This window comes from Sulfobacillus thermosulfidooxidans (assembly GCF_001280565.1).
In the GTDB taxonomy this organism is placed as follows: domain Bacteria; phylum Bacillota; class Sulfobacillia; order Sulfobacillales; family Sulfobacillaceae; genus Sulfobacillus; species Sulfobacillus thermosulfidooxidans_A.
Genome location: NZ_LGRO01000002.1, coordinates 37,355 through 56,561, shown reverse-complemented (window position 1 = coordinate 56,561; position 19,207 = coordinate 37,355). Strand labels below are relative to the sequence as shown.

25 protein-coding genes are annotated in these 19,207 nt (G+C 47.4%); 13 read left to right on the top strand and 12 right to left on the bottom strand.

Annotation, left to right across the window (positions count from 1 at the left end):
* Positions 1-169 precede the first annotated feature (169 nt).
* Entirely contained in the window at positions 170-1,084 is a 915-nt protein-coding gene (locus AOA63_RS15815; RefSeq protein ID WP_053960768.1) for a M48 family metalloprotease, read from the top strand.
* On the opposite strand, the gene AOA63_RS15810 is transcribed toward AOA63_RS15815, so the two are convergent.
* Positions 1,081-2,277: a helix-turn-helix domain-containing protein gene (locus tag AOA63_RS15810; RefSeq protein WP_053960767.1), complete on the bottom strand. Its 1,197-nt coding sequence runs from the start codon at positions 2,275-2,277 to the stop codon at positions 1,081-1,083. The two genes, AOA63_RS15815 and AOA63_RS15810, sit on opposite strands and share 4 nt — an antisense overlap.
* A 203-nt stretch (positions 2,278-2,480) precedes the next feature.
* Here AOA63_RS15810 and AOA63_RS20415 point away from each other — a divergent pair, with 203 nt between their 5' ends.
* Both AOA63_RS20415 and AOA63_RS15805 read left to right on the top strand, forming a co-directional pair.
* Positions 2,481-2,606, top strand: coding sequence for a hypothetical protein (locus tag AOA63_RS20415; RefSeq protein WP_278277075.1), 126 nt, complete (start codon positions 2,481-2,483; stop codon positions 2,604-2,606).
* A gap of 13 nt (positions 2,607-2,619) precedes the next feature.
* On the top strand, positions 2,620-3,153 hold the full coding sequence (locus AOA63_RS15805; protein WP_053960766.1) for a hypothetical protein: 534 nt from the start codon (positions 2,620-2,622) through the stop codon (positions 3,151-3,153).
* A 10-nt stretch (positions 3,154-3,163) separates the two neighbouring features.
* Here the strand turns inward: AOA63_RS15805 and AOA63_RS15800 are convergent, their stop codons facing one another.
* Positions 3,164-3,898, bottom strand: coding sequence for a class I SAM-dependent DNA methyltransferase (locus tag AOA63_RS15800; RefSeq protein ID WP_053960765.1), 735 nt, complete (start codon positions 3,896-3,898; stop codon positions 3,164-3,166).
* Between the two features lie 204 nt (positions 3,899-4,102).
* Between AOA63_RS15800 and AOA63_RS15795 the strand changes: the two genes are divergently transcribed.
* Positions 4,103-4,522 (top strand): J domain-containing protein, encoded by a 420-nt coding sequence (locus tag AOA63_RS15795; RefSeq protein ID WP_053960764.1) that lies wholly within the window; start codon positions 4,103-4,105, stop codon positions 4,520-4,522.
* 96 nt (positions 4,523-4,618) lie between these two features.
* Complete coding sequence (locus AOA63_RS15790; RefSeq protein ID WP_053960763.1) at positions 4,619-5,383, top strand: sulfite exporter TauE/SafE family protein; 765 nt, start codon at positions 4,619-4,621, stop codon at positions 5,381-5,383.
* A 148-nt stretch (positions 5,384-5,531) separates the two neighbouring features.
* On the opposite strand, the gene AOA63_RS15785 is transcribed toward AOA63_RS15790, so the two are convergent.
* Complete coding sequence (locus AOA63_RS15785; RefSeq protein WP_139061671.1) at positions 5,532-6,026, bottom strand: hypothetical protein; 495 nt, start codon at positions 6,024-6,026, stop codon at positions 5,532-5,534.
* Between the two features lie 241 nt (positions 6,027-6,267).
* On the opposite strand from AOA63_RS15785, the gene AOA63_RS15780 reads away from it, so the two are divergent.
* From AOA63_RS15780 to AOA63_RS15765, 4 genes are all read left to right on the top strand, one after another.
* The gene (locus AOA63_RS15780) at positions 6,268-6,888 is read left to right on the top strand and encodes a LysE/ArgO family amino acid transporter (RefSeq protein ID WP_053960761.1); all 621 of its coding nucleotides are present in this window, start codon (positions 6,268-6,270) and stop codon (positions 6,886-6,888) included.
* Between the two features lie 179 nt (positions 6,889-7,067).
* Positions 7,068-8,516: a circularly permuted type 2 ATP-grasp protein gene (locus AOA63_RS15775; RefSeq protein ID WP_053960760.1), complete on the top strand. Its 1,449-nt coding sequence runs from the start codon at positions 7,068-7,070 to the stop codon at positions 8,514-8,516.
* Positions 8,517-8,524: 8 nt separating this feature from the next.
* Entirely contained in the window at positions 8,525-9,430 is a 906-nt protein-coding gene (locus tag AOA63_RS15770) for an alpha-E domain-containing protein (protein ID WP_139061670.1), read from the top strand.
* Positions 9,427-10,230: a transglutaminase family protein gene (locus AOA63_RS15765; RefSeq protein WP_053960758.1), complete on the top strand. Its 804-nt coding sequence runs from the start codon at positions 9,427-9,429 to the stop codon at positions 10,228-10,230. Before AOA63_RS15770 ends, AOA63_RS15765 begins: the two co-directional genes overlap by 4 nt.
* A gap of 246 nt (positions 10,231-10,476) precedes the next feature.
* Here AOA63_RS15765 and AOA63_RS15760 read toward each other — a convergent pair whose 3' ends face one another.
* Positions 10,477-11,436 carry a potassium channel family protein gene (locus AOA63_RS15760; RefSeq protein ID WP_053960757.1) on the bottom strand — a complete coding sequence of 320 codons (960 nt, stop codon included), beginning with the start codon at positions 11,434-11,436 and terminating at the stop codon, positions 10,477-10,479.
* A gap of 125 nt (positions 11,437-11,561) precedes the next feature.
* On the opposite strand from AOA63_RS15760, the gene AOA63_RS15755 reads away from it, so the two are divergent.
* Positions 11,562-12,212, top strand: a complete 651-nt coding sequence (locus AOA63_RS15755) for an FMN-binding negative transcriptional regulator (protein WP_053960756.1) — start codon at positions 11,562-11,564, stop codon at positions 12,210-12,212.
* 165 nt (positions 12,213-12,377) lie between these two features.
* Here AOA63_RS15755 and AOA63_RS19095 read toward each other — a convergent pair whose 3' ends face one another.
* The 6 genes from AOA63_RS19095 to AOA63_RS15730 all read right to left on the bottom strand — a co-directional run bounded on the left by AOA63_RS19095 (position 12,378) and on the right by AOA63_RS15730 (position 14,936).
* Positions 12,378-12,578, bottom strand: a complete 201-nt coding sequence (locus tag AOA63_RS19095; RefSeq protein WP_082344073.1) for an integrase core domain-containing protein — start codon at positions 12,576-12,578, stop codon at positions 12,378-12,380.
* 517 nt (positions 12,579-13,095) lie between these two features.
* A complete protein-coding gene (locus AOA63_RS15750; RefSeq protein ID WP_053960755.1) occupies positions 13,096-13,359 on the bottom strand; it encodes a hypothetical protein in 264 nt (87 codons plus the stop codon).
* On the bottom strand, positions 13,356-13,556 hold the full coding sequence (locus AOA63_RS15745) for a hypothetical protein (protein WP_053960754.1): 201 nt from the start codon (positions 13,554-13,556) through the stop codon (positions 13,356-13,358). The genes AOA63_RS15750 and AOA63_RS15745 overlap by 4 nt, the downstream gene beginning before the upstream one ends.
* 2 nt (positions 13,557-13,558) lie before the next feature.
* Positions 13,559-14,026: a helix-turn-helix domain-containing protein gene (locus AOA63_RS15740; RefSeq protein ID WP_053960753.1), complete on the bottom strand. Its 468-nt coding sequence runs from the start codon at positions 14,024-14,026 to the stop codon at positions 13,559-13,561.
* A 56-nt stretch (positions 14,027-14,082) separates the two neighbouring features.
* Positions 14,083-14,319, bottom strand: coding sequence for a hypothetical protein (locus tag AOA63_RS15735; RefSeq protein ID WP_053960752.1), 237 nt, complete (start codon positions 14,317-14,319; stop codon positions 14,083-14,085).
* A gap of 215 nt (positions 14,320-14,534) precedes the next feature.
* The gene (locus AOA63_RS15730) at positions 14,535-14,936 is read right to left on the bottom strand and encodes a hypothetical protein (protein ID WP_139061669.1); all 402 of its coding nucleotides are present in this window, start codon (positions 14,934-14,936) and stop codon (positions 14,535-14,537) included.
* 190 nt (positions 14,937-15,126) lie between these two features.
* Between AOA63_RS15730 and AOA63_RS19860 the strand changes: the two genes are divergently transcribed.
* Together AOA63_RS19860 and AOA63_RS15725 are read left to right on the top strand one after the other, a co-directional pair.
* Positions 15,127-15,282: a hypothetical protein gene (locus AOA63_RS19860; protein WP_171822764.1), complete on the top strand. Its 156-nt coding sequence runs from the start codon at positions 15,127-15,129 to the stop codon at positions 15,280-15,282.
* 53 nt (positions 15,283-15,335) lie between these two features.
* Positions 15,336-15,680 carry a DsrE family protein gene (locus AOA63_RS15725; protein ID WP_053960750.1) on the top strand — a complete coding sequence of 115 codons (345 nt, stop codon included), beginning with the start codon at positions 15,336-15,338 and terminating at the stop codon, positions 15,678-15,680.
* A 59-nt stretch (positions 15,681-15,739) separates the two neighbouring features.
* Here AOA63_RS15725 and AOA63_RS15720 read toward each other — a convergent pair whose 3' ends face one another.
* Both AOA63_RS15720 and AOA63_RS15715 read right to left on the bottom strand, forming a co-directional pair.
* On the bottom strand, positions 15,740-16,378 hold the full coding sequence (locus AOA63_RS15720) for a response regulator (RefSeq protein WP_053960749.1): 639 nt from the start codon (positions 16,376-16,378) through the stop codon (positions 15,740-15,742).
* Positions 16,362-17,981 (bottom strand): GAF domain-containing sensor histidine kinase, encoded by a 1,620-nt coding sequence (locus AOA63_RS15715; RefSeq protein WP_053960748.1) that lies wholly within the window; start codon positions 17,979-17,981, stop codon positions 16,362-16,364. Before AOA63_RS15715 ends, AOA63_RS15720 begins: the two co-directional genes overlap by 17 nt.
* Positions 17,982-18,371: 390 nt before the next feature.
* On the opposite strand from AOA63_RS15715, the gene AOA63_RS15710 reads away from it, so the two are divergent.
* Entirely contained in the window at positions 18,372-19,112 is a 741-nt protein-coding gene (locus AOA63_RS15710; protein WP_053960747.1) for a sulfite exporter TauE/SafE family protein, read from the top strand.
* Positions 19,113-19,207: the final 95 nt, after the last annotated feature.

Here is a 19,207-nt window from a genome sequence, read left to right as displayed (position 1 = left end):
AACCCGATATGGACAAGACATTAACAAACAGACCAACCATTCGATTCTTGTGGATTTTTGTGAAGACGATTCCTCTTTGGAATGAATGCCATAACCGTTTTCCGAAAAATCTGCTAAAATAAGCGTAACCCGTTGGAACACGTGCTTCTGGACAAGTAGGAGGGATGACATGAAATCATGGCAACGTCCTAATTTTGTACTCATTTCACGAATGATAATGGTACTCATAGGGATTATGGCCCTCGATCTGTTTTTTGTTTGGTTTATCCATCACCAGTTGCATTGGCCCTGGTGGTTCGAAATCGGCGTCGGATTCATCTTAGCTCTTGTGATGCTTGTCGGCGGGTGGGTTCTCTCTCCGCGTCTGTTTATGGCTTCTGCGGAACCGTTAGGACCCAAGTGGCAAGAACGGCTAGAACGGATCGCGTTTTTAGCGGATATTCCCGTTCCTGTATTATTTCAAATATCCTCTCCCGTTGCCAATGCCTTTACTGTACGCTCGTGGACGGGGAAAGGGTATGCGATTGTGGTGACCGATACATTATTACGAGATCTCCAGCCTGATGAATTTGATGCGGTGATAGCGCATGAAGTGGCACACATTGCGCATCATGATATGACAATGATTCTCGTCGCCGGTAGCTTAAACTTGGTCTTAAATGCTCTCATGCAGCGGTGGTGGATTTTGGGTAACTTATTGTCCTTTCGCCAGTCCAACAATAACCCAGTAGGAATCGTGATGGCGGGCATTACGCTAACATGGGCTGTTAGCACATTACTCACACGGTTATTTTCGCGCTACCGGGAGTTGGCCGCGGATGAGACGGCGAGTGTGTTATTAGGCAGCCCGGTAGGATTGATTAAAGCCTTAGAAAATTGTGAGGCGATCAACCGCCACTATGTGACGACACAGTTAGTGCGCTCCGGCCATAAGAAACGACCTGTTTTGCCTAAGGATTTGCGCACGGTAGAAGCCGCTCAGTTGCTGGGCTTTATTTGGACGGGTGTGAGCAAGTGGTCGGCATTGGCTTCTCATCCCTCGACAGACGAACGTATTGCCCGCTTACATCGCTACTGGAATTAATCGTTGACAAAACGTTTTTCGGTTTCGCGTAATTCATCTTCCGCGTGCAATGTCCGAAAACAGCCATAGGCTAAACGGAATAATTCATCCGCTTGCTTAGGCAGCTTTTGTAAGAGGGCGACGTCACCAAGATCGCGGTATAGCCGCCCGGCGAGGTAGATACTAGGAATAGCGTGAGCTAAGGCTAATGCTTGATGAAACAAATAATCGGCCTTAGCCAAATCACGGTCAAAGATATGATAGCGGCCCAATTCTTCTAAAATGGTGACTTGACCGATGCGGTCATTATGCTCACGGTAATATTCGAGACATTCTATCCACAACTGATGGGCTTTTTCTGGGGCCTTGTCAAAAATCATGATCCCTAAATTTTGCTTGAGCGGCACGCTCTGATAATGGCGAAAATGTTCACTGAGTTCCAGCGTTTTTTCGGCCAGCACAATGGCTTCTTCCGTCAACCCTTGACGGAATTGAATCCAGCTCATGCCCATCATGGCGTCAATTTGGCGTGCGGTCTCTCCCATTTGCTCGGCTAATTGCTGGGCTTCCTGGTATTGACTAAAGGCTTCGTCCAATTGTCCTAACCGGAATAATGTCGAGCCCAAAGCCGTCAACGTTCGTAAATACAAAGGTAGAAATCGCTTGTGTTCCCGGGCCCGCGCTAGCGCCGTACGGAAAAAACGCGCGGCTTGTTTAAATTCTTCGCCATTAAAACAGACACTACCAAGGTAATAGAGGGTTTGAGTTTCCTTTTTCCGGTCATTTAATCGCAAATAGGTCCATAGCGCGTCTTGCAAGGCATCATAGGCTTTGTCGACATCATTCTGATAGGCATAACAGCATCCGATCTGATAACGTGCATCGGCAATTAATGATTCAGAGTGGGTCAGTAAGCTGGTAGTCACAGCTTGTTGGGCTAATTCCAGGGCTTTGTCCGGCTGATTGTTTTGTAAGGTCATCTGAGATTCACGAATGAGTTCTTCGGCCTTCTGCTCGATATCATGATTGCTCAGAAAAAAATCGACAGGTCGATCGAGTCGATTGGCTAGATATTCCAATGTTTCTCGGGACGGAATGGAGGATCCCGATTCAATCCGGCTGATATAGGCACGAGATAACTGATGACCGGCCAATTCGGCCTGTGATAACCCTTGTTGTAGACGCATTTGCCGTATTCGCTGACCTAGGGACATTATTGTGACCGGTAGTCCGGTCTTTCCCCCCTTTTTCTTGGCAATGGCTCGGATGAACAGGAATTAGATGGCTCATTTTTCAATCGTTCTTCAATTGTTCATCAATTGGTCTAATGATAGATACAAATGCTGTAACTAGATGTTACATAACACAAGTATATCGCGTTCAGGTATAAAGAGTGTAGATGAGGAGGAGTTGCATCATGAAGCATTGGCAGCTTGTCACTATGATTTCATTGTTATTGCTATGGATGGCAACTTTTAAACCCGCGGATGGATATATTCCTGCCCCTTCTCCGATTACCGACGTCTACCACATGGTACTGTAAAGAAAGGCGATTCATGTCCACAATCTTATGTATCTTGTTGTTGTGCTGGGCGGTTAGCGCCACTATTATGTGGCGCTATAAAGCGAATATCATGCGGAAATTGTTGCTGACCTGGCAAGATCAGGCGTTACTCAGCGTGCGTATGACCCGAATTCGTGCACAAGCTCTGATTACATTATTGCGAGCTGGGGAGTTGCCATCGGCACAACATATTTTGACATTGTTAGATGGCTGGCAAGCCGATTTGCAATATATTCCTTTCAGTGACTTCCGGGATCACATGTTTGCCTTATTTCAAGAATTAACCGAAATGGCTCTAGCCCAGCCTTCTGGAATGTTCAGCATGAATTCCCGTGTCGACGGAGCAGTGACTGCCGCTCAAAGGGCTTTGAGAGAGGACCTCACAGTGTGTCAAGTGATGATTCAAACGATGACCATGCACCAATTTAACCGCTTATGGATGAGTGAACATCACTGGACGTTGCCTCATGTGGATCGAGAACCTCGTACAAGCCTTCCCTATGATCATCCTCATTCTTTAAGCTAAGCACAACGGTTTAGCTTACCTTTTGGGTCCAAAAAAACAATCGGCCATAAAAATCGGAAATAGACAAATCTTTCACCCCATCCAGAACGTGGGCCTCAGGAAATCCGGCGTTTATCAGCGCTTGTTGTATTTCGTTGACGGCATACGCTTTTTGAGTGAGGTGAACGTCACGGCGGATCCAAGCTTTTTGGTCTTTGAGAAAAATGGCGGCATCAAATGAGGCAATCCGGGTTTTTAAGTCGTAATGGGCAGAAAGCGCGGCGACATGATCAGGGTAAATGAGAGCATTTTGAGATGTCCAGCGAGACTCATATTTTTGTACGGTATTCATATCAAAAAAGAATAAACCACCTGGAACCAAAGCATCGAACACACGCGAAAATACCTGTTGGAGATCATTAATGTGCATCATATGATTCAGGCTATCAAAGAGAGACACAATCACCTGGGCTGGTTGGTTGAGCTCAAATTCGCGGGCGTCTTGACATAACAAAGTCGCATCCCCGGCCTGTTGATGAGCCCATTGCAGCATTTCCTTAGAATTATCAATGCCAGTGACTAAATATCCCGCATCAAGCAGGCGCCGGGCCATCTTTCCTGTGCCACAGCACAAATCGACAATATGACTACCTTTGGGCGCATAAGGGAGAACAAAGCCCTGAATAACTGGCCACACCTGGTCGGTAAAATCATCCCAATGTTGATGATATAACCAGGCGAAATGGTCGTATCCGCTCTCTGACATATTTTCCCCCTTGGTGGACGGTATGTTTTGGCTGTTATTGTCCATGTTATTTGATGACCATCATATATTAAGATAGCACCGGAGCCATGTGAATGTTTGGGAAATTCCTTTATACTCTGAAAGGAGAGAACAATAAAGCGCAAGCACCGGTAGACACGAAAAAACGCGTGCGACGACGAATGAGAGCAGGAGGATTCCTTCGCCATGACCCGGCAAGACGCGGCTGACCTTTTAGGGATACCAGTAGATGCATCGCCTGAGATGATAAAACAAGCATACCGGAAGCAATGTGGACGTTTACATCCCGATGCTGGGGGTGAATCATCGCAATTTCAGCTGTTGACGCGTGCGCGAGACATTTTATTGACACCACCTCATCAACATCCAACGCCTCCAATCCTAAAACCCCTAGCGCCGTCGTTGTTTCCCTTATGGTCGTATCCCCTAAGACTTGTAAAGGCGTCGGTAAGACAGCCGTCTTTAAGACCTAGGGCCTTGCGAACGTGGTTGATGCTCATTATTGGGATTCCACTGGGATATCTTTTGATTAAAGAGCTATTCATGCTGGCCATTATACCTGTGCTCTTCATCCTGATCGTGGTGGCGTTTTTAAAGCGATCTTGATAGTTCTTAAGCATCTAGTGATCGTCATCTAAAAAGCGTATAGTTTATCCAGTGAATTTTTCAGGACAATAAATTTGTCGGGGGGTGACGTGAGGCATGTCGACAGTGTTATTAGTCGTCATCGGACTCATTACCGGAGCCTTAACCGGTTTTGGGGGCGGTAGCGCGGTCGTGATTGTGGTGCCGGCACTGACCCAGTTTCTTCACATTCCGTTTCGTATGGCAGTCGGCACGTCCTTAACAGTCGATGTGCTGACCTCAGCCCTAGTGTCTTTTGGCTATGCGAAATCAGGAAATATTCAATTGAAACGAGGTTGGATATTTCTTATCACGGCCATTTTAGGGCCACAGATTGGCATTTGGTTGTCCCACCGAATGCCGACTCAGTGGCTTGGCTTATTCTTTGCGGTGACCATGATTTTGTTTGGCACCAATTTTATCTATCATGCAGTGAGAAATATTCCGATGGTATCTGGGACTGCCGTCCATGATCCAACATGGAAATCGACCGCCGGCGTTGTGATTTTGGGATTAATCATCGGAATTATCACGGGACTGCTTGGTGCCAGTGGTGGGGTGATGTATCTATTGGCCTTGGTCTATGGTCTGCGCTATACGGTTAGACCAGCGGTGGGAACTTCGGTCATTATCATGGCCATTTCGGCTCTCAGTGGGGCAGTGGGGTACAGTTTGCACCATGAAGTCTATTGGACCGCGGTCCTCATTGTGGGCGTGATTTCCATGGTAGTAGGTTACTTGGTGGCTCGCATGGTGCCGCGTTTGCCGGAACGCATTCAAGCAGGAGGCATTGGGACCTTGCTATTTGTGATTGGCCTGACGATGTTACCGCAGGTTGTGTGATTCATATCGTAAAAATATGGCCTTTGTAGATAAGGGGTTGTCACTCGAAGGACGAACATCAAGCCACACCTCATAATGGGAATAAAAATGTCCAAGATAGTTTGAACGCACACACGCTATCTTGGACATTTTTTGTGCACAGAGGCTTTTAATGGCCCGGGGCGACTTCCCAGATCCCATATAAGCCCACATCGTTGTCGGATAAATCAGGACAGAGATAGGTATAAACACCGGGCTGATCTACAGTGAAGTGAATGGTTTCTTGATGATGGGGAGCTATGTGAGTAATTTCTGCGCCCGGAAATGCAGGAGGCGCAGATGCTGCGATTTCGGGGTGGGCAAAAGGGGGTGTGTCTTTAATTAATTTCCAGCCATGTGGGTGTAGTTCATCCTGATTTTGGATGGTCATGGTCACTTCTGCTCCCAAAGGAGTAATGATGCGGGGGTCATCAAGCCCTCCGATATGAAAGCGCGCATCTTCAAATACGTCAGATAACGCGGCAACTTGCATATTGACTGATTTGGTCTGAAAGATAATGCGGCTTTCATCTCGATCAACACTGGCATCAGGTGGGGGTTCGGTTGCAAAATCGGCGTGTTCGATATCGGAAGCCAGGCGATTTTCTAATTCGTTATCCATCATGAGACTCCTTTACCTTGTAATTTACTGCCGTTATTATGGCGAAAATCGTTTGTGACCATGCAAGTAAATTTGCTTCGAATGGTGAAGAGGCCGTCCGCCAAAGCCAAAAAATTTGGTACACTTAAAAAGATTAGTCGTTGGCGGGAGAACATTACCTCATATGAGACGTTATGACCGATCCTTGTCATGATTTCTTTCCCAATAAGAACACAAAACCCTTGTGATTGAGGCGGTTAATCCAATGCTGTTGGCATTTTGGCATGGTTTTATGCTGGCTCTGGCGTTAATTTTGCCTATAGGCCCGCAAAATGCGTTTGTATTAAACCAAGGGACGCGTTCATCTATCTTCCGCGTGTTACCCACGATTATCACGGCCGCTTTGTCTGACACGCTCTTAATCATTTTAGCCGTAGGAGGCGTGGCCGCCGTTGTCGTCCACTGGAGATGGTTTCGCGTCTTGCTCGCAGCGGCCGGAACATTATTCCTTTTTGTTATGGGTCTTCATACCTGGCGGGGCATGGTAGAAGACGACGGGGAATCTCCTCATGACATTCCCTGGAGAACTCAGGTTCGCCATTCTCTTTCCGTATCGCTCTTAAATCCGCATGCGGTCATGGATACCGTCGTGATTTTAGGGGGGCAAGCCAGCTTATATCGTCTAGAAGATGTCCGCTGGGCTTTTAGTATGGGAGCAATTTTGGTGTCGTGGCTTTGGTTTATGGGTTTGGCACTATTTGGACGCGTGCTCATCTCTCGCAAAAGACAACATGTTCGTCCCCTGTTAGGAAAAATCTCGGCACTGTTGATGTGGTTTATCGCGGTGCAAACTTTGTGGCAACTCGTACGGGAATGGATGTTTTAATATCGCCGTGTCGTCGGATTGTTATATGACAATGTTGTAAGGAAAAATAGAGAAAACCGACTGATTTATGTAATATGTCCTTTATTGGACAAATTTCTGTTTTCGTTTTGGTTAAATCATGTTATCTTTTTTAAGAGAAACACGGTAAAACATGACAAAAACTGAGGGGGGATAACCGCATGTCGTCAGAAGTGTTGTCTTCCCCGCCGCAACCCGATCCGTGGCGTTATTATCCACGAGGAGGCCTTGATGAATTTTTTGATGCCCGTGGCAATATTCGGCCATTATACCGTGTCTTCCTCCCATTATTGCAAGGACGTCTCAATCAATGGGATCGGCGTAAACATATTGCGGATCAGATTTTTCATCATCGGGGTGTGACCTTTGCATTAGGATCCAGTGCAGAGCGCATTGAGCGGCCCATCCCTTTTGACATCGTTCCGCGCATTCTGTCCCATGCGCATTGGCAACATTTGGAACGCGGATTGGCACAGAGGCTTGTGGCCTTAAACTTGTTGGTGGGCGATATTTATGGTGATCAGCGGATATTACAAGCTGGCGTGATTCCCAGAGATTTCGTGTACTCGAGCCCTTTATTGCAGCCTCGGATGATGGGAGTTGCAGTGCCACAAAACCGCTGGGTATCTGTCGCAGGCATTGATATTGTCCGCACGGGCGAAGATGAGTATGTTGTGCTCGAAGACAATGTCCGCAGCCCCTCTGGTGTCAGCTATGTTCTCGAAAACCGCTTGGTTTCTTCATCGATTTGGCCGCAAGTGATGCGCTCTGTGAGTATGCATTCGATTGTGGAATATCCCCAACGTTTATTAGAAACCTTGCTTGGTCTTTCTCCGGGTGCCTGGGTGGTTCTCACACCCGGTGTCTATAACAGTGCCTACTTTGAACATTCCTTGTTAGCGAGCCAAATGGGACTTGATTTAGTTGAGGGTCGGGATTTAGTGGTTTACCGCAACCGCATCCATGTGAAAACGACTCAGGGGTTGAAACCGATTGATGGCATTTATCGCCGGGTCGATGAAGATTTTCTGGATCCCCTGGTTTTTCGTGCCGACTCTTTAATTGGGGTGCCGGGATTAGGCAATGTCTTAATGCATGGCGCATTAGCCTTAGTCAATGCTGTTGGCTGCGGCATTGCTGACGATAAAGGGATGTACCGCTTTATTCCGGATGCTATCCGCTATTATTTAGGGGAAGAACCAATCCTCTCTAATATTCCCACATATTTGCCGGTGTTTGACCGGGAGCGGGATTATATTTTTAGTCATTGGGATGAGCTGGTCATCAAACCCGTCGCCGAGTCCGGGGGTAAAGGTTTAGCGTTTGGAAGGGACATGTCCCAAGAAGAGCGGGAACAGTGGAAAGAGATGATTTGCCGCCAACCTCGTCAATTTATTGCCCAGCCTGTGATTACCTTCTCAACGGCCCCAGTTTATCATCAAGGTCATTTTGAAGCGCGATATGTAGATTTCCGGCCTTTTTGCCTGCTCGGCAAAGACCCATGGATTTTACCAGGAGGATTGACGCGGGTGTCAGGGAGTTCCCAATCGCTCGTGGTCAATTCATCACAAGGAGGCGCCATTAAGGATACTTGGGTTCTTCGGGAGTGAACAATCAAATGCTAAGTCGTGTAGCCGATGATGTCTATTGGATGGCGCGTTATGTTGAACGCGCGCAAAACTTCGCGCGAATTTTAGCCATTCGCAAGACGCAAAGTGCGCAAATGATTACCCGCGAGCGGTGGGGAGATTTCCTTCGGGTATTTGGGGATCCCCATGCGCGAGATGGGGAAGAGCCTTCATCGATTTTACGGCATGTGATTTGTGATGCCGCCTGTCCGATTTCCTTGTGCACCAATATCAAAATGGCCCGTGATAATGCGCGGATGGCTCGGGATATGGTGAGTCCGGAAATGTGGCAAATTTTAACACGTATGCAAAATACCGTGAGTGGTCAGGTTGAAGATATCGATGATGAATCATGGGAAGATCTGTTGTCTCAGGTGACGATGGACGCCCTGACCTTTCAGTCGCTTTTAGTTTCAACCATTTTACAAGATGAAGCCTATCATTTTATGATGATTGGCACTATGTTGGAACGCGCTCTTTCGACCCTACGACTTTTGTTATCCTATTGCGGTACGCTAAGTCTTTGGGATAATGAACCGTTATATGCTGTCAATGCTTTAAAAAGTGTCACCGGTTATGGAGCCTTCCGCCGTGCCTACCGAAAACAGCTCCATGTTCCCGACGTCATCCAGTTTCTCTTATTTGAACCGGCTTTTCCGCGTTCGGTGGTGTGCGCGGGTAGCAATTTATTACGGGAACTGCAAGCCTTGCCAGAGCCCGGGGGAACGCCGCGCCTCCTTGCCGGACGTGTTTTTGCGCAGTTGTCCTACGATACGATGGATTTGGTTATGGAGGCGACACCAGAAGTTTATGTGCGGCGCCTCATTACGCAGTTCGAGAAAATTCATGATGGGCTCACGATCCGATATTTCCAACCTGAGGTGCAAGAAGTATGAATATTGTCCTGCGTCATGACACGATTTACCGGTATAAAGAACCCATTTTCAGCTTGGCGTCAGAACTGCATTTGCGGCCGTTAAACAATGCCCGTCAAATTGTGGAATCTTTTCAAATAATGACGAGTCCATCAACCCACTTGTACGATTATATCGATCGGTTTGGTAATACCGTCCATCATTTTACGATTCCTCGGCATTTGCAAACCGTGGAAATTAGTGCGGTATCGCGCGTCATCACGATGGATCAGCCCTTTGTATACCGTATGCCCACAGGTTTTTTAGGTTATGAAAGTCTCACGCCAACGATGCGGACGATGATCGATGAGGAGACGAAATCATGGATTTATGAGATAGACCATCCCGAGCTGCCGGTATTGGAACGGGTACACCAATTGACACAGGCTACGCACCAATATTTTACCTACGAAGCAGGAGTCACGACTGTGCTCGATACGGCAAAAGACTTTATGCGTCTCAAGCGCGGCGTGTGCCAGGATTTTGCGCATTTTTTAATTAGTGTCTGCCGCTATCTTCAGATTCCGACTCTGTATGTGAGTGGCTATCTGATACCCGAAAACGAAGCGCCTACGGCCAGTCATGCTTGGGTTGCCGTCTATACCGGGGAGTTTCGCTCTAAACAATGGACGGGATTTGATCCGGTCTCCGGTACTTTTACCAATGACCGGTATATTTGGTTGGCCTTAGGACGCGACTATGGCGACGTTACACCGGTTCGCGGGGTGTATTGGGGAACGCGTGATGAGGATTTGCAGGTGAGTATTCAAATTGAAGAATAAACCGAGGTCATCATTCATATGCTGCTCCTCCATCTCCTAAAACGCTGGGGAAGATTTTCTCGGAATGTCTTAGGGATAAGACTCTTATGAGTCTATGGAGTTGAAAGAAGAGGATACGCCCGGGTGGAAAGTCGCACAACGCGTCTGCCGTTTTATTCGCTAGACGCGTTGTGGCTCTACGATGGAAACCTGTCAGAAAGGGTTGAAGTCTTTTTGCATGAAGACATGAAAAGGAGTAGAAATTCATTATTGCTGTTTTGTGGTGGGGGTCAAATACAGCACGTGATCCCCGCTAGCTACCACGGGATCTCGTTCAACTCCTAAAATTACTTCAGAATTGTGAACCAAACCTAAGAGAATGCCAGAAAATTCCCGGCGGAGTTGGCTTAACGGAAGACCCACCCAGTTATCTGCTACGGCATCTTCATTGAGCCGGTAACGGTCAGAACCCAAAATACTCAAGAGCAAATCCGCGGCGTGCGGAGTTTCCAAACTTTTGGCGATCGTTTGTCCCATGAGGTTGTCGGTAGCGACGGTATATTGGATGCCAAGATCTTTTAAGGCTTGAGCCACTTTCGTGCTTTGCGTCATCGCCATAATGGGCAGAGCCGGAGCTAAATGGCGAAGAGCTATGGCTGTAAGCAGAACTTCCCCGTCCGTGTTGCCCGCAATCAGGGCTTTTTTCGCCTTGTGTGGTGCAGATTTTTCTATTATACGGGTATTGGTGCTATCACCAGCCATTAGCTGCACGTCTTGCGGAATGAGACTGGATTCGACGTCAGCCACCAGTAAAATGCTGCGATGGGCTTGTACCAAATCTGGCAGCAAATTGGCGACAGTTGGACTGTACCCGTAAATTACCAGATCATGACCATGTGTCCAATTGTGTTCCAAACCTAATAACCTCCTAATATGAAGTGAGGCTAAACCAGCTGCCCAAGCTGCAAAAACCGCGCCCATTAAGGGAATTGTAGTCAACATGACGCCCATGGCGATAAGACGGCCAGCCGTATTGTGCGGAATAACATCCCCGTAACCGACGGTAGTCGCTGTGGTTATGGCCCAATAAAGTGCAGTAAAAAACGTGGTGTGTTCCGCGGATGCAAAGAGACCCGCTCCAATCAATAATGTGAGAAGCGCCAAAATAAACAAAAAAAGAATTTGATGCCGCCGAATCTTCTGCCAGAGTACAATAAAAATCGTCACACCATATCCTCCCTTACTCGATTATAGTGTACGATTAGTGGGAAAAAGCTGACCGAATACGCATGCAGCCGAAAAAATTGCATGAAATGCATGTCTTATCCTGTTTACAGAGGATGTGGCCCATAATGATGTACAATCCACCCGAGTTTCACATCGCTAGTCGCGAACGCCTAATTGATGTGATCCATACCTATCCCTTAGGTCAGCTCATATCGCATCAGGACGGTGAAATCCGCATTTCCTATATTCCCTTTCTTTATCAAGCTTCTCAGCAAGCCGTGGAAGGGTTTCTCATCGGGCATATGGCCCGGGCCAACTCGCAGTGGCGGGAGATGGATCAAAAACCGGTAGTGGTGTCATTTTTAGGTCCCCATGCTTATATTTCGCCCACCTACTACCAAGAAGAACATAGTGTGCCAACATGGAATTATGTTGCCGTCCAAGTGCACGGCATTTGCCGGATCATTCAAGATTTTGAAGAAACCATGGATATTGTGGCCACACTGCTCGAGAAGTTTGAACCCGGCCAGCATGCTGTCTGGTCGCACAATTTGCGAGAATCACCTTACCGGCAAATGTTGTCGCAGATTGTTGGGATATCGATTCAGATTCAAAAAATGGAAGGCAAGGCCAAACTAGGACAAAACCGTTCCCGGAGTAGCCGTATCAATGCGATTGGTGCGTTATTAGCGCAAAAAGATTGTGGGGATCACACGCTTGCCCAGTTAATGCGGCAGGCATTGGATGAGGATGGAAAAGATAACTTCGCCAAATAAAGAGAAGCTCTATACTAATCACTGCCAATGATAAGAGGACTACCAGGCACATCATAGCGGCGGATGACAATATAAGCAAGAAATAGGAAAATGAGCGGGATGAACCCCATTAGAAGGCGAAAGCCGTCTTGAACGGCAATCGACGCGGCGCCGATAGCATTTGGCTTAAATAGGGGCGGCCCAGTGGGCTTGGCCTCCGGCAACGCGTTCTCGCATCGTGACGGGAGACCACAATGGTAAACTGCCATGAAGCCGGTCTTGGTTATAAAAGGCAATCCACCGGGTGATAGTGGCGTAAGCCTCGGCATACGTGGCCAATGCTTGGATCAAACATTTGTGATCTAACTGGGCATGCCACGATTCGATATAGGCATTTTTTGGGTGAGTCTAACGATGGTCGAAAAGGAAATCGACGTGTCGGACGTGGGGAAATCTTTCCAATCGGTTTCAGGATGTTCGTCGATCCATTCTTGCATGCAAGGCCTCAGCCATTTCGGTGATTTCGTTGTTGCTAATTAAGGGTTTATTAAGCGGGATATTCGTGATTTGTCCTATCATGTTTGCAAGTCGGCTGACATGAAAACCGGTGGCGTGAGGATGAAAGAGGTCGGAGGGTAAGGACGGCTCCAGGTCAGCAAACCATTTAGCGGGGGCATCTGTGATTTTGATGGCATAACAATTTCAGCCCATGGATAAGCACTCCTTTCACTCAAAAAACAATCGAGAAACCAGTAAGATGTCAGTGCTTATGGCACAAGAAGATGTCTTTAATGATGGTCGTCAGATAACATGTCTTTTGCCTGCAACGCAAAATCGGGCACCGTTTTTTGGAGGGAGTTCAAGATAGCAAGCACCAAATTCATGGGGGCATGCCGTTCGGCGGCTAAATCTTGGAGCGCATGAAAAAATTCGTGTGGGGCAAGTCTAACTGATGGCGAAGAAACGGGGCTGGGTGCTGAATGTCCACCCGGCAGAATCCGGAAGGCACAACAAAATCTTTGAGGTTCGCCGTCACTAAAACATCTGCGTCACTAGCGATGGCGGCAGCTAACACATGCCGATCTTTTGGGTCATTCGGCATGACGTCAATGAAATGCTCATACAGAGTGCGCTCTACCATAGCGTCGGGTAAAGCGTCTTCCATCACACGCCGAAGGCCGCTTTGGATTGGGCTACGGCAGGATCTTCGATTTTCGCGCGTTGGACAATGTTTCGTTGCATCTCATCCAAGACATCGGGACTCCAGCGGATTTGACAGATACCGGTTTCAGCGACGGTGAGAATGACATCGCGGAGATTCGGAGGAAACAGGACGCACGCGTCTAAGAACGTGACAAAAGCCACGTTTACGGCTCCCGCTCAACGAAATCTTCCGATTCATACAATCCTATGCTCTCGGACAGGCGCACGATCTGATGGATACGATCCTTACGCAAACGATCCCGGTTCTGCTTGTACTCCATGAGGTCCCTCAAAAGGATACGACGATGCGATCCCACGGTATGATATGGGATATGGCCCGTTTCGAGCAGCTTAATCAAAAATGGACGGGAGACTTGCAACAGATTCGCAGCCTGTTGCGTCGTCAGCTCTTTGTCGTCAGGCAAAATCGCGACGGAATGCCCTTGGGCCAATTGATTAGCGACCTCCATCAATACGTGAACCAGCGGTGTGGGGAGATCCACGGCGTCATGCTGAGCGTCATCCATCAGAACCAGCCGATGAGAGTTCGGACGCGCTGCGAGGTCTTCTGCCACACGCTTAATTGGTTCGATGTCTTGCTTTTTCGGCGTGATGAGCACGTTGTCTGACATATTTATCGTTTCTCCTGTCTCTGTTTCCTTCACCGATCCCTATAAGATCAACTGCATTATACGAAATAACCGAAATAAATGCAATGCTTAAGGTTTTGTGTTCGTGATGCATTTTGTTGATTTAGCTGAACGGGTGTTGGCGGTATAGAAGGCCCAATCGCGTCTAACGTTAAGGTGAGCAGCACGCCGCCGGCGGGGTAAACGTCTAAGAGTTCGGCGATGCCTCGAAGAAGATTGGCTGCATCGTTACAGGTTAACGCTTTGTCATGTAAGGGTAATAAGGGCGTAGTCATATTGTCGCCTCCTTGAGAAGGTCGCGTATGCGGCCCGTCAGGGCCGCAAAGCCAGATGGGATGAGGACGGTGTGAATTATCTTATGAGGGTGGAGCAGGAATAAGGAATTGATGGCTGGGTTTTTCTTAACCCATTATCTGCAGAGTGAGGGAGAGATGTTTTCGATTGTGTCATCATCATAAGGGTCGGGGCCATCATGGAAAAAGAATTGTTGCTAGCGTGTGGCCATGTCTCGGATGGCGTCCAGGGTGGGGGAATCGCGCGGGAAGTGTTCATGGTTAAAGGCGCGCAAATCTTCGAGGATTTCTGTTATCCATTGACGAAAATCGTGATCGGTCAGGGTCTTATTAGCCAACGCCGCGTCAATGCGCACGACGTAATGGTGCAGCCAGATGGCCGGGGCGTCATCAAAGAAATAGAAAGCCATATGGTTATCATCTCTGGGTTTTAGCATAGGGTGAGCGATTCCAAACGGCGAATCAGTGTGAGCGTATTTGCGCCGGACGCATTCTTTGAGAGCCAGACACATAATGGTTTCACCGTCGTAGCGGATGTTTATAGTCGAATCATTAACATCCCAGTCAATGGTCGTGGAGCAGAATTTTTTCGACATCACGAATCTAGTCCTTAATAGATTATTAGACATTTGAAATCCTTTATATGGAAAGAATTATAGCATGTTGGCTTATACTGCAACTTTGCCTTAAAACCTCTAATAAGAAAAATTAATTGTGAATCAAATAACTTAAACTATTGTGTAGTGGTAATATATAATCAAGTTGTGCAGGTGAAAGGAGTGGTGTACTATGGCGCAACAAAATTTACACTTTGATGAACCTGATTCGAAAACACTCATCGATAAAGCGGTCATCTTGGTCTTGGCAGGACTAGGGTTAGTGGGAGGATGGTCTGTGTTAGGACTCATTTTTGCCGGGCTTCATAATCTTGCACATGTTCTTTAAATACCGCACGAAAGAGAGTCGAGAGCGACTCATCATAATGGAGGTGGCATTCAATGCGTTCAGCTTTGATAGTGCTTTCTCGCTTCACCTCCGAACCCTATAGCGTTCGGGGAATTTTGCACATGGCTCGTGAAATGGTCAAGCATGGTGTCAATGTGGAAGTGTTAGCTTTAAGCACGGGCATTGAAGTCTTTCGCAAGAATGGTGAATACGCAGATCTTTTTGGCCCTTTGCTACGAGAACTGCAAGGGCTGGGAATTCGGTTAGCCGCCTGCACAAACGCTATGAAAACCGCAGAACTTACCAAAGATGATATGTTCCCCGCTGACGCTTATGTGATTGGTGGACAAGAAGTGATCGCACGCTCTCGCTATGGTTATCAAGTTTTAACATTCTAATTTCTCCTGCTCATGACATGTCGTCAATCAATCCCTAATGCCCCTGGTTTTCAGAGCCGTTAGGGATTGATTAATCCTCTTCGTGATGCTGCAATCAGGGCTTGAGTCCGGTCATACACACCAAATTTAGCGAAAATGTGCGACATGTGTACTTTAACAGTTTTTTCGGCAATTCCCAGGTGACTGGCAATCTCTTTGTTGGACATGCCCTGTCCAAGCGCTTTTAATACCTCTAGTTCCCGGGCCGTTAATGGGACATGGTCTGCACCGGCGATTCCTGCAGAATTTGACGGCAGAGTGATCCCGCTTGCCGTTTTTTCCTCAAGCACATAATGAATGGTTGCGACAAGTTTATCGGGATCGACACTCTTATCGAGATATGCTTTAGCACCAGCTTGGATGGCAGCGTGGACCCGTTCAGAATTTTGGTACGAGGTCAGCACAATAATGGGGATACGGGGAGATAACCTATGAATGTGGTTAATGGCTTCTATGCCGGTCATTTCCCCATTTAAAACTAAATCCATGAGAATCACGTCAATGTGCTGCAGATTGTGTTTGACGAGATTTATGGCTTGCTCTCCCGTCTCAGCATCCCAGATTCGTTTAATGTTCGCGGCTAACCCGAGAAATGTGCGCAGTCCTTCACGTACCACCGGATGATCGTCAACGATGAGAATGTTAAGGAATTTCGTCATGATGAGATTTCTCCTTTGGCCCTTGTGAGGGAGATGAATAGAAATATGGCTCTAATGGCAAGGTAATTACGATGCGGGTGCCGTGTCCCGGTTGGCTGTGGAGGGAGAACTGGCCGCCTAATGACCGAACGCGTTCCTCAATCGTACGAGATCCATACCCCGGTTCAGTCGCCGCGGGATCGAATCCTTTTCCGTCGTCCTCGATGTGCACATAAAGGCTTTGGACATCATAATTTAAAGATAACTGGACATGGTGGGCTTGGCCGTGTTGCAGCGTGTTGTGAAGACATTCGTCAATAATGCCTTTCAATATATGAAGGGCTTCTTGATTCCAATGAGCCGGAATTTGTTCGGGCAAAGACGTATCAAAATGAAGGCCGGTCGCCATGGTCACATGCGATAGGTCATTTTTTAGCTGGTTAATCCATTCTGCCGCCGCGGCGGGACGTAAGGCCCCAATTAACCGACGCATTTCGATTTGACTTTGCACGAGTTGGGCACTAATGCGTTGCAAAAACTCTGCAATTTTGGGATGTTCGGGTTCTGCCCGCCACAAGACCGTTGCACTGCGCGTTAATAATTGAGCGGAAAACAACCGTTGGTTCACGGAATCGTGCAGTGTCGCTGCGAGCAAGCGTCGTTCGTGTTGCTGGGCTTCTTGCCGTGATTTTTCATAAAGACGAACATTTTCCACTGCCGTAGCAATATGCCAAGCCGCCGTGATGAGCAACTCTCGGTCGAAGGGGTGGAATGCTCGAATTTGGCGGGTTTCGGCACGGATCCTGTAGGGCGTCTGCGGGATCTCTTGCCATAATCCCGATACGTCGCCTGCTATTAAAAGGCCGGGAGATTGCGACAAATTTTTTCCCGGATCGATCTCATCATAACGATAAGCAAATTCATGGATATTTTCACGAACACATTGGGCTACAAGAGACAGAGGATTGTGGGCGGAGAATATGGCGACCGCATCATAATCCAAGATGTGGGCCAGCTGTTGGCAAGCATGGTCTAAAATGTGGTTAATGTCCATCGTCACAATGAGATGATTGGCCAAGTTGGCTAGAGCCCGAAGACGATCGGCATACCGGGATTGTTCCAGCAAAAGTGTTGACCGGTCTAAGGCCACGGCGACCTGGTACCCAATGGTTCTTAACAGGCTCAAGGTGTCTTGAGAAAATGGTTTTTTTCCTGCGGATGCAACATTGAGAATACCTAAAAGTTTTTCTTGCGACCGCAAGGGCACGCTGGCGTGAAAAACTAATCCTTGTTTGTCTCCGGAAGCATCTCGAAGACGGCTGCAGCGCACAATGTTGACAGCGGTGTGAAGACGTCCACGTACAAAACGGTCCTGACACTCGCACCAACCAACTTTCAGCGCATGGGCCCCGTGGTGAGATAGTGCGGGTGGCAGTCCGCTCGCGCCCATTTCGACAAAATACAAGCGGGCGGGATCATAGCGAAAGATCCACGCAGTCTGTAATCCTAATGAATGGACCGTAAGCTTCAACAATCGGCTGACCGTCATATCGATATCCGTCGCTTCGTTTAAGGCTTCCGCAATATTTTTCAAGAGATGGATGCGTTCTGCATTCATTGACATGGGCGTCACTAAAACTCCTGTCTGGTTGTCGGTGTATGGCTTGATTATACGGTGTTGAAGTACCCTTTGACGGGTACAACTTTTTCTTTACGACTAAAGTCTTATTCTTGATGCCTGCCCTATCCGTGGAATAAGGACACAAGAATGGTGCACAACGCTTTTTGATGATTGGGGCCGTAACCCGAAATATTGGCGAAATGCCTAATTTTCTTTTCCCATCCGAATGAAAACTTGACAGATTCCGTCGTGGAATGATTTGATCTAATTTGAATAACGCGATCGAATATTGTTGTCGACGGTTTGTCTTTTAGACAAGCCGTTGTTTGCTTAGAATTCCCGGAATGATGGGATAAATGACCTCCGGGAGGAAAGAAGGAATGAGCAAAGACGATGGGAATTTTTCATAGCCTGAGTCTTTATAGTGTAGCTTTTTTTATCGTGGTCATAGCGTTTATTGTTCGTGGTACGATTGGATTTGGATCCGGGTTAATTGCTGTCGCCAGTTTAATTTTGTTAATGCCAGTAAAGCTGGCTGTGCCCCTGGTATTTTTATTGGATTTGACGGCCGCACTGGTTTTGGGATCTTATGATGTTAAACAAGTTGTCTGGCGCGATGTATTATGGCTCTTGCCGTTTGCTAGTATAGGTGTGTTAATTGGCGGATTCATTCTCAAAAAGGCTTCTCCTGGCAGCGTAACGTTTATCTTGGGTTTGTTTATCCTCATTTATGTGCTCTATGCCGTGTGGGTGAAATTGGATCGGCTACCCAAAATTCGCACATTTTGGGCCATTCCTTTAGGATTGTTGGGTGGATTAGCAGGGAGTCTCTATGGTGGCGGTGGTCCACCCTTGGTGGCATATTTGCAATTGCGGAAATTGGACAAGCGTCAGTTTCGTGCCACGATGCAACTGGTCGCGGGAATGAATAATGTGCTGCGCGGCATTTTATATATAGCTTTGGGGTTGCTAACTTTTCAAATTGGTCTCGGTTATCTCGCCTTATTACCCGCTATGTTATTAGGATTATGGATAGGCAATAAAGTCCATTTGCGCATTAATGCAAAACTTTTTCAAGAAGTGGTCTTGGTCGTGCTGACCTTGGTGGGTTTAAAATTAATGATCCCTGTGTAAATGGCATCTGTAGTCCTGAAAACAAATTAACCCCTATTGCAAAAAGGATAGCGAAGAATATTGTTTCTCTTACGGAAATCCACATCACTACACCT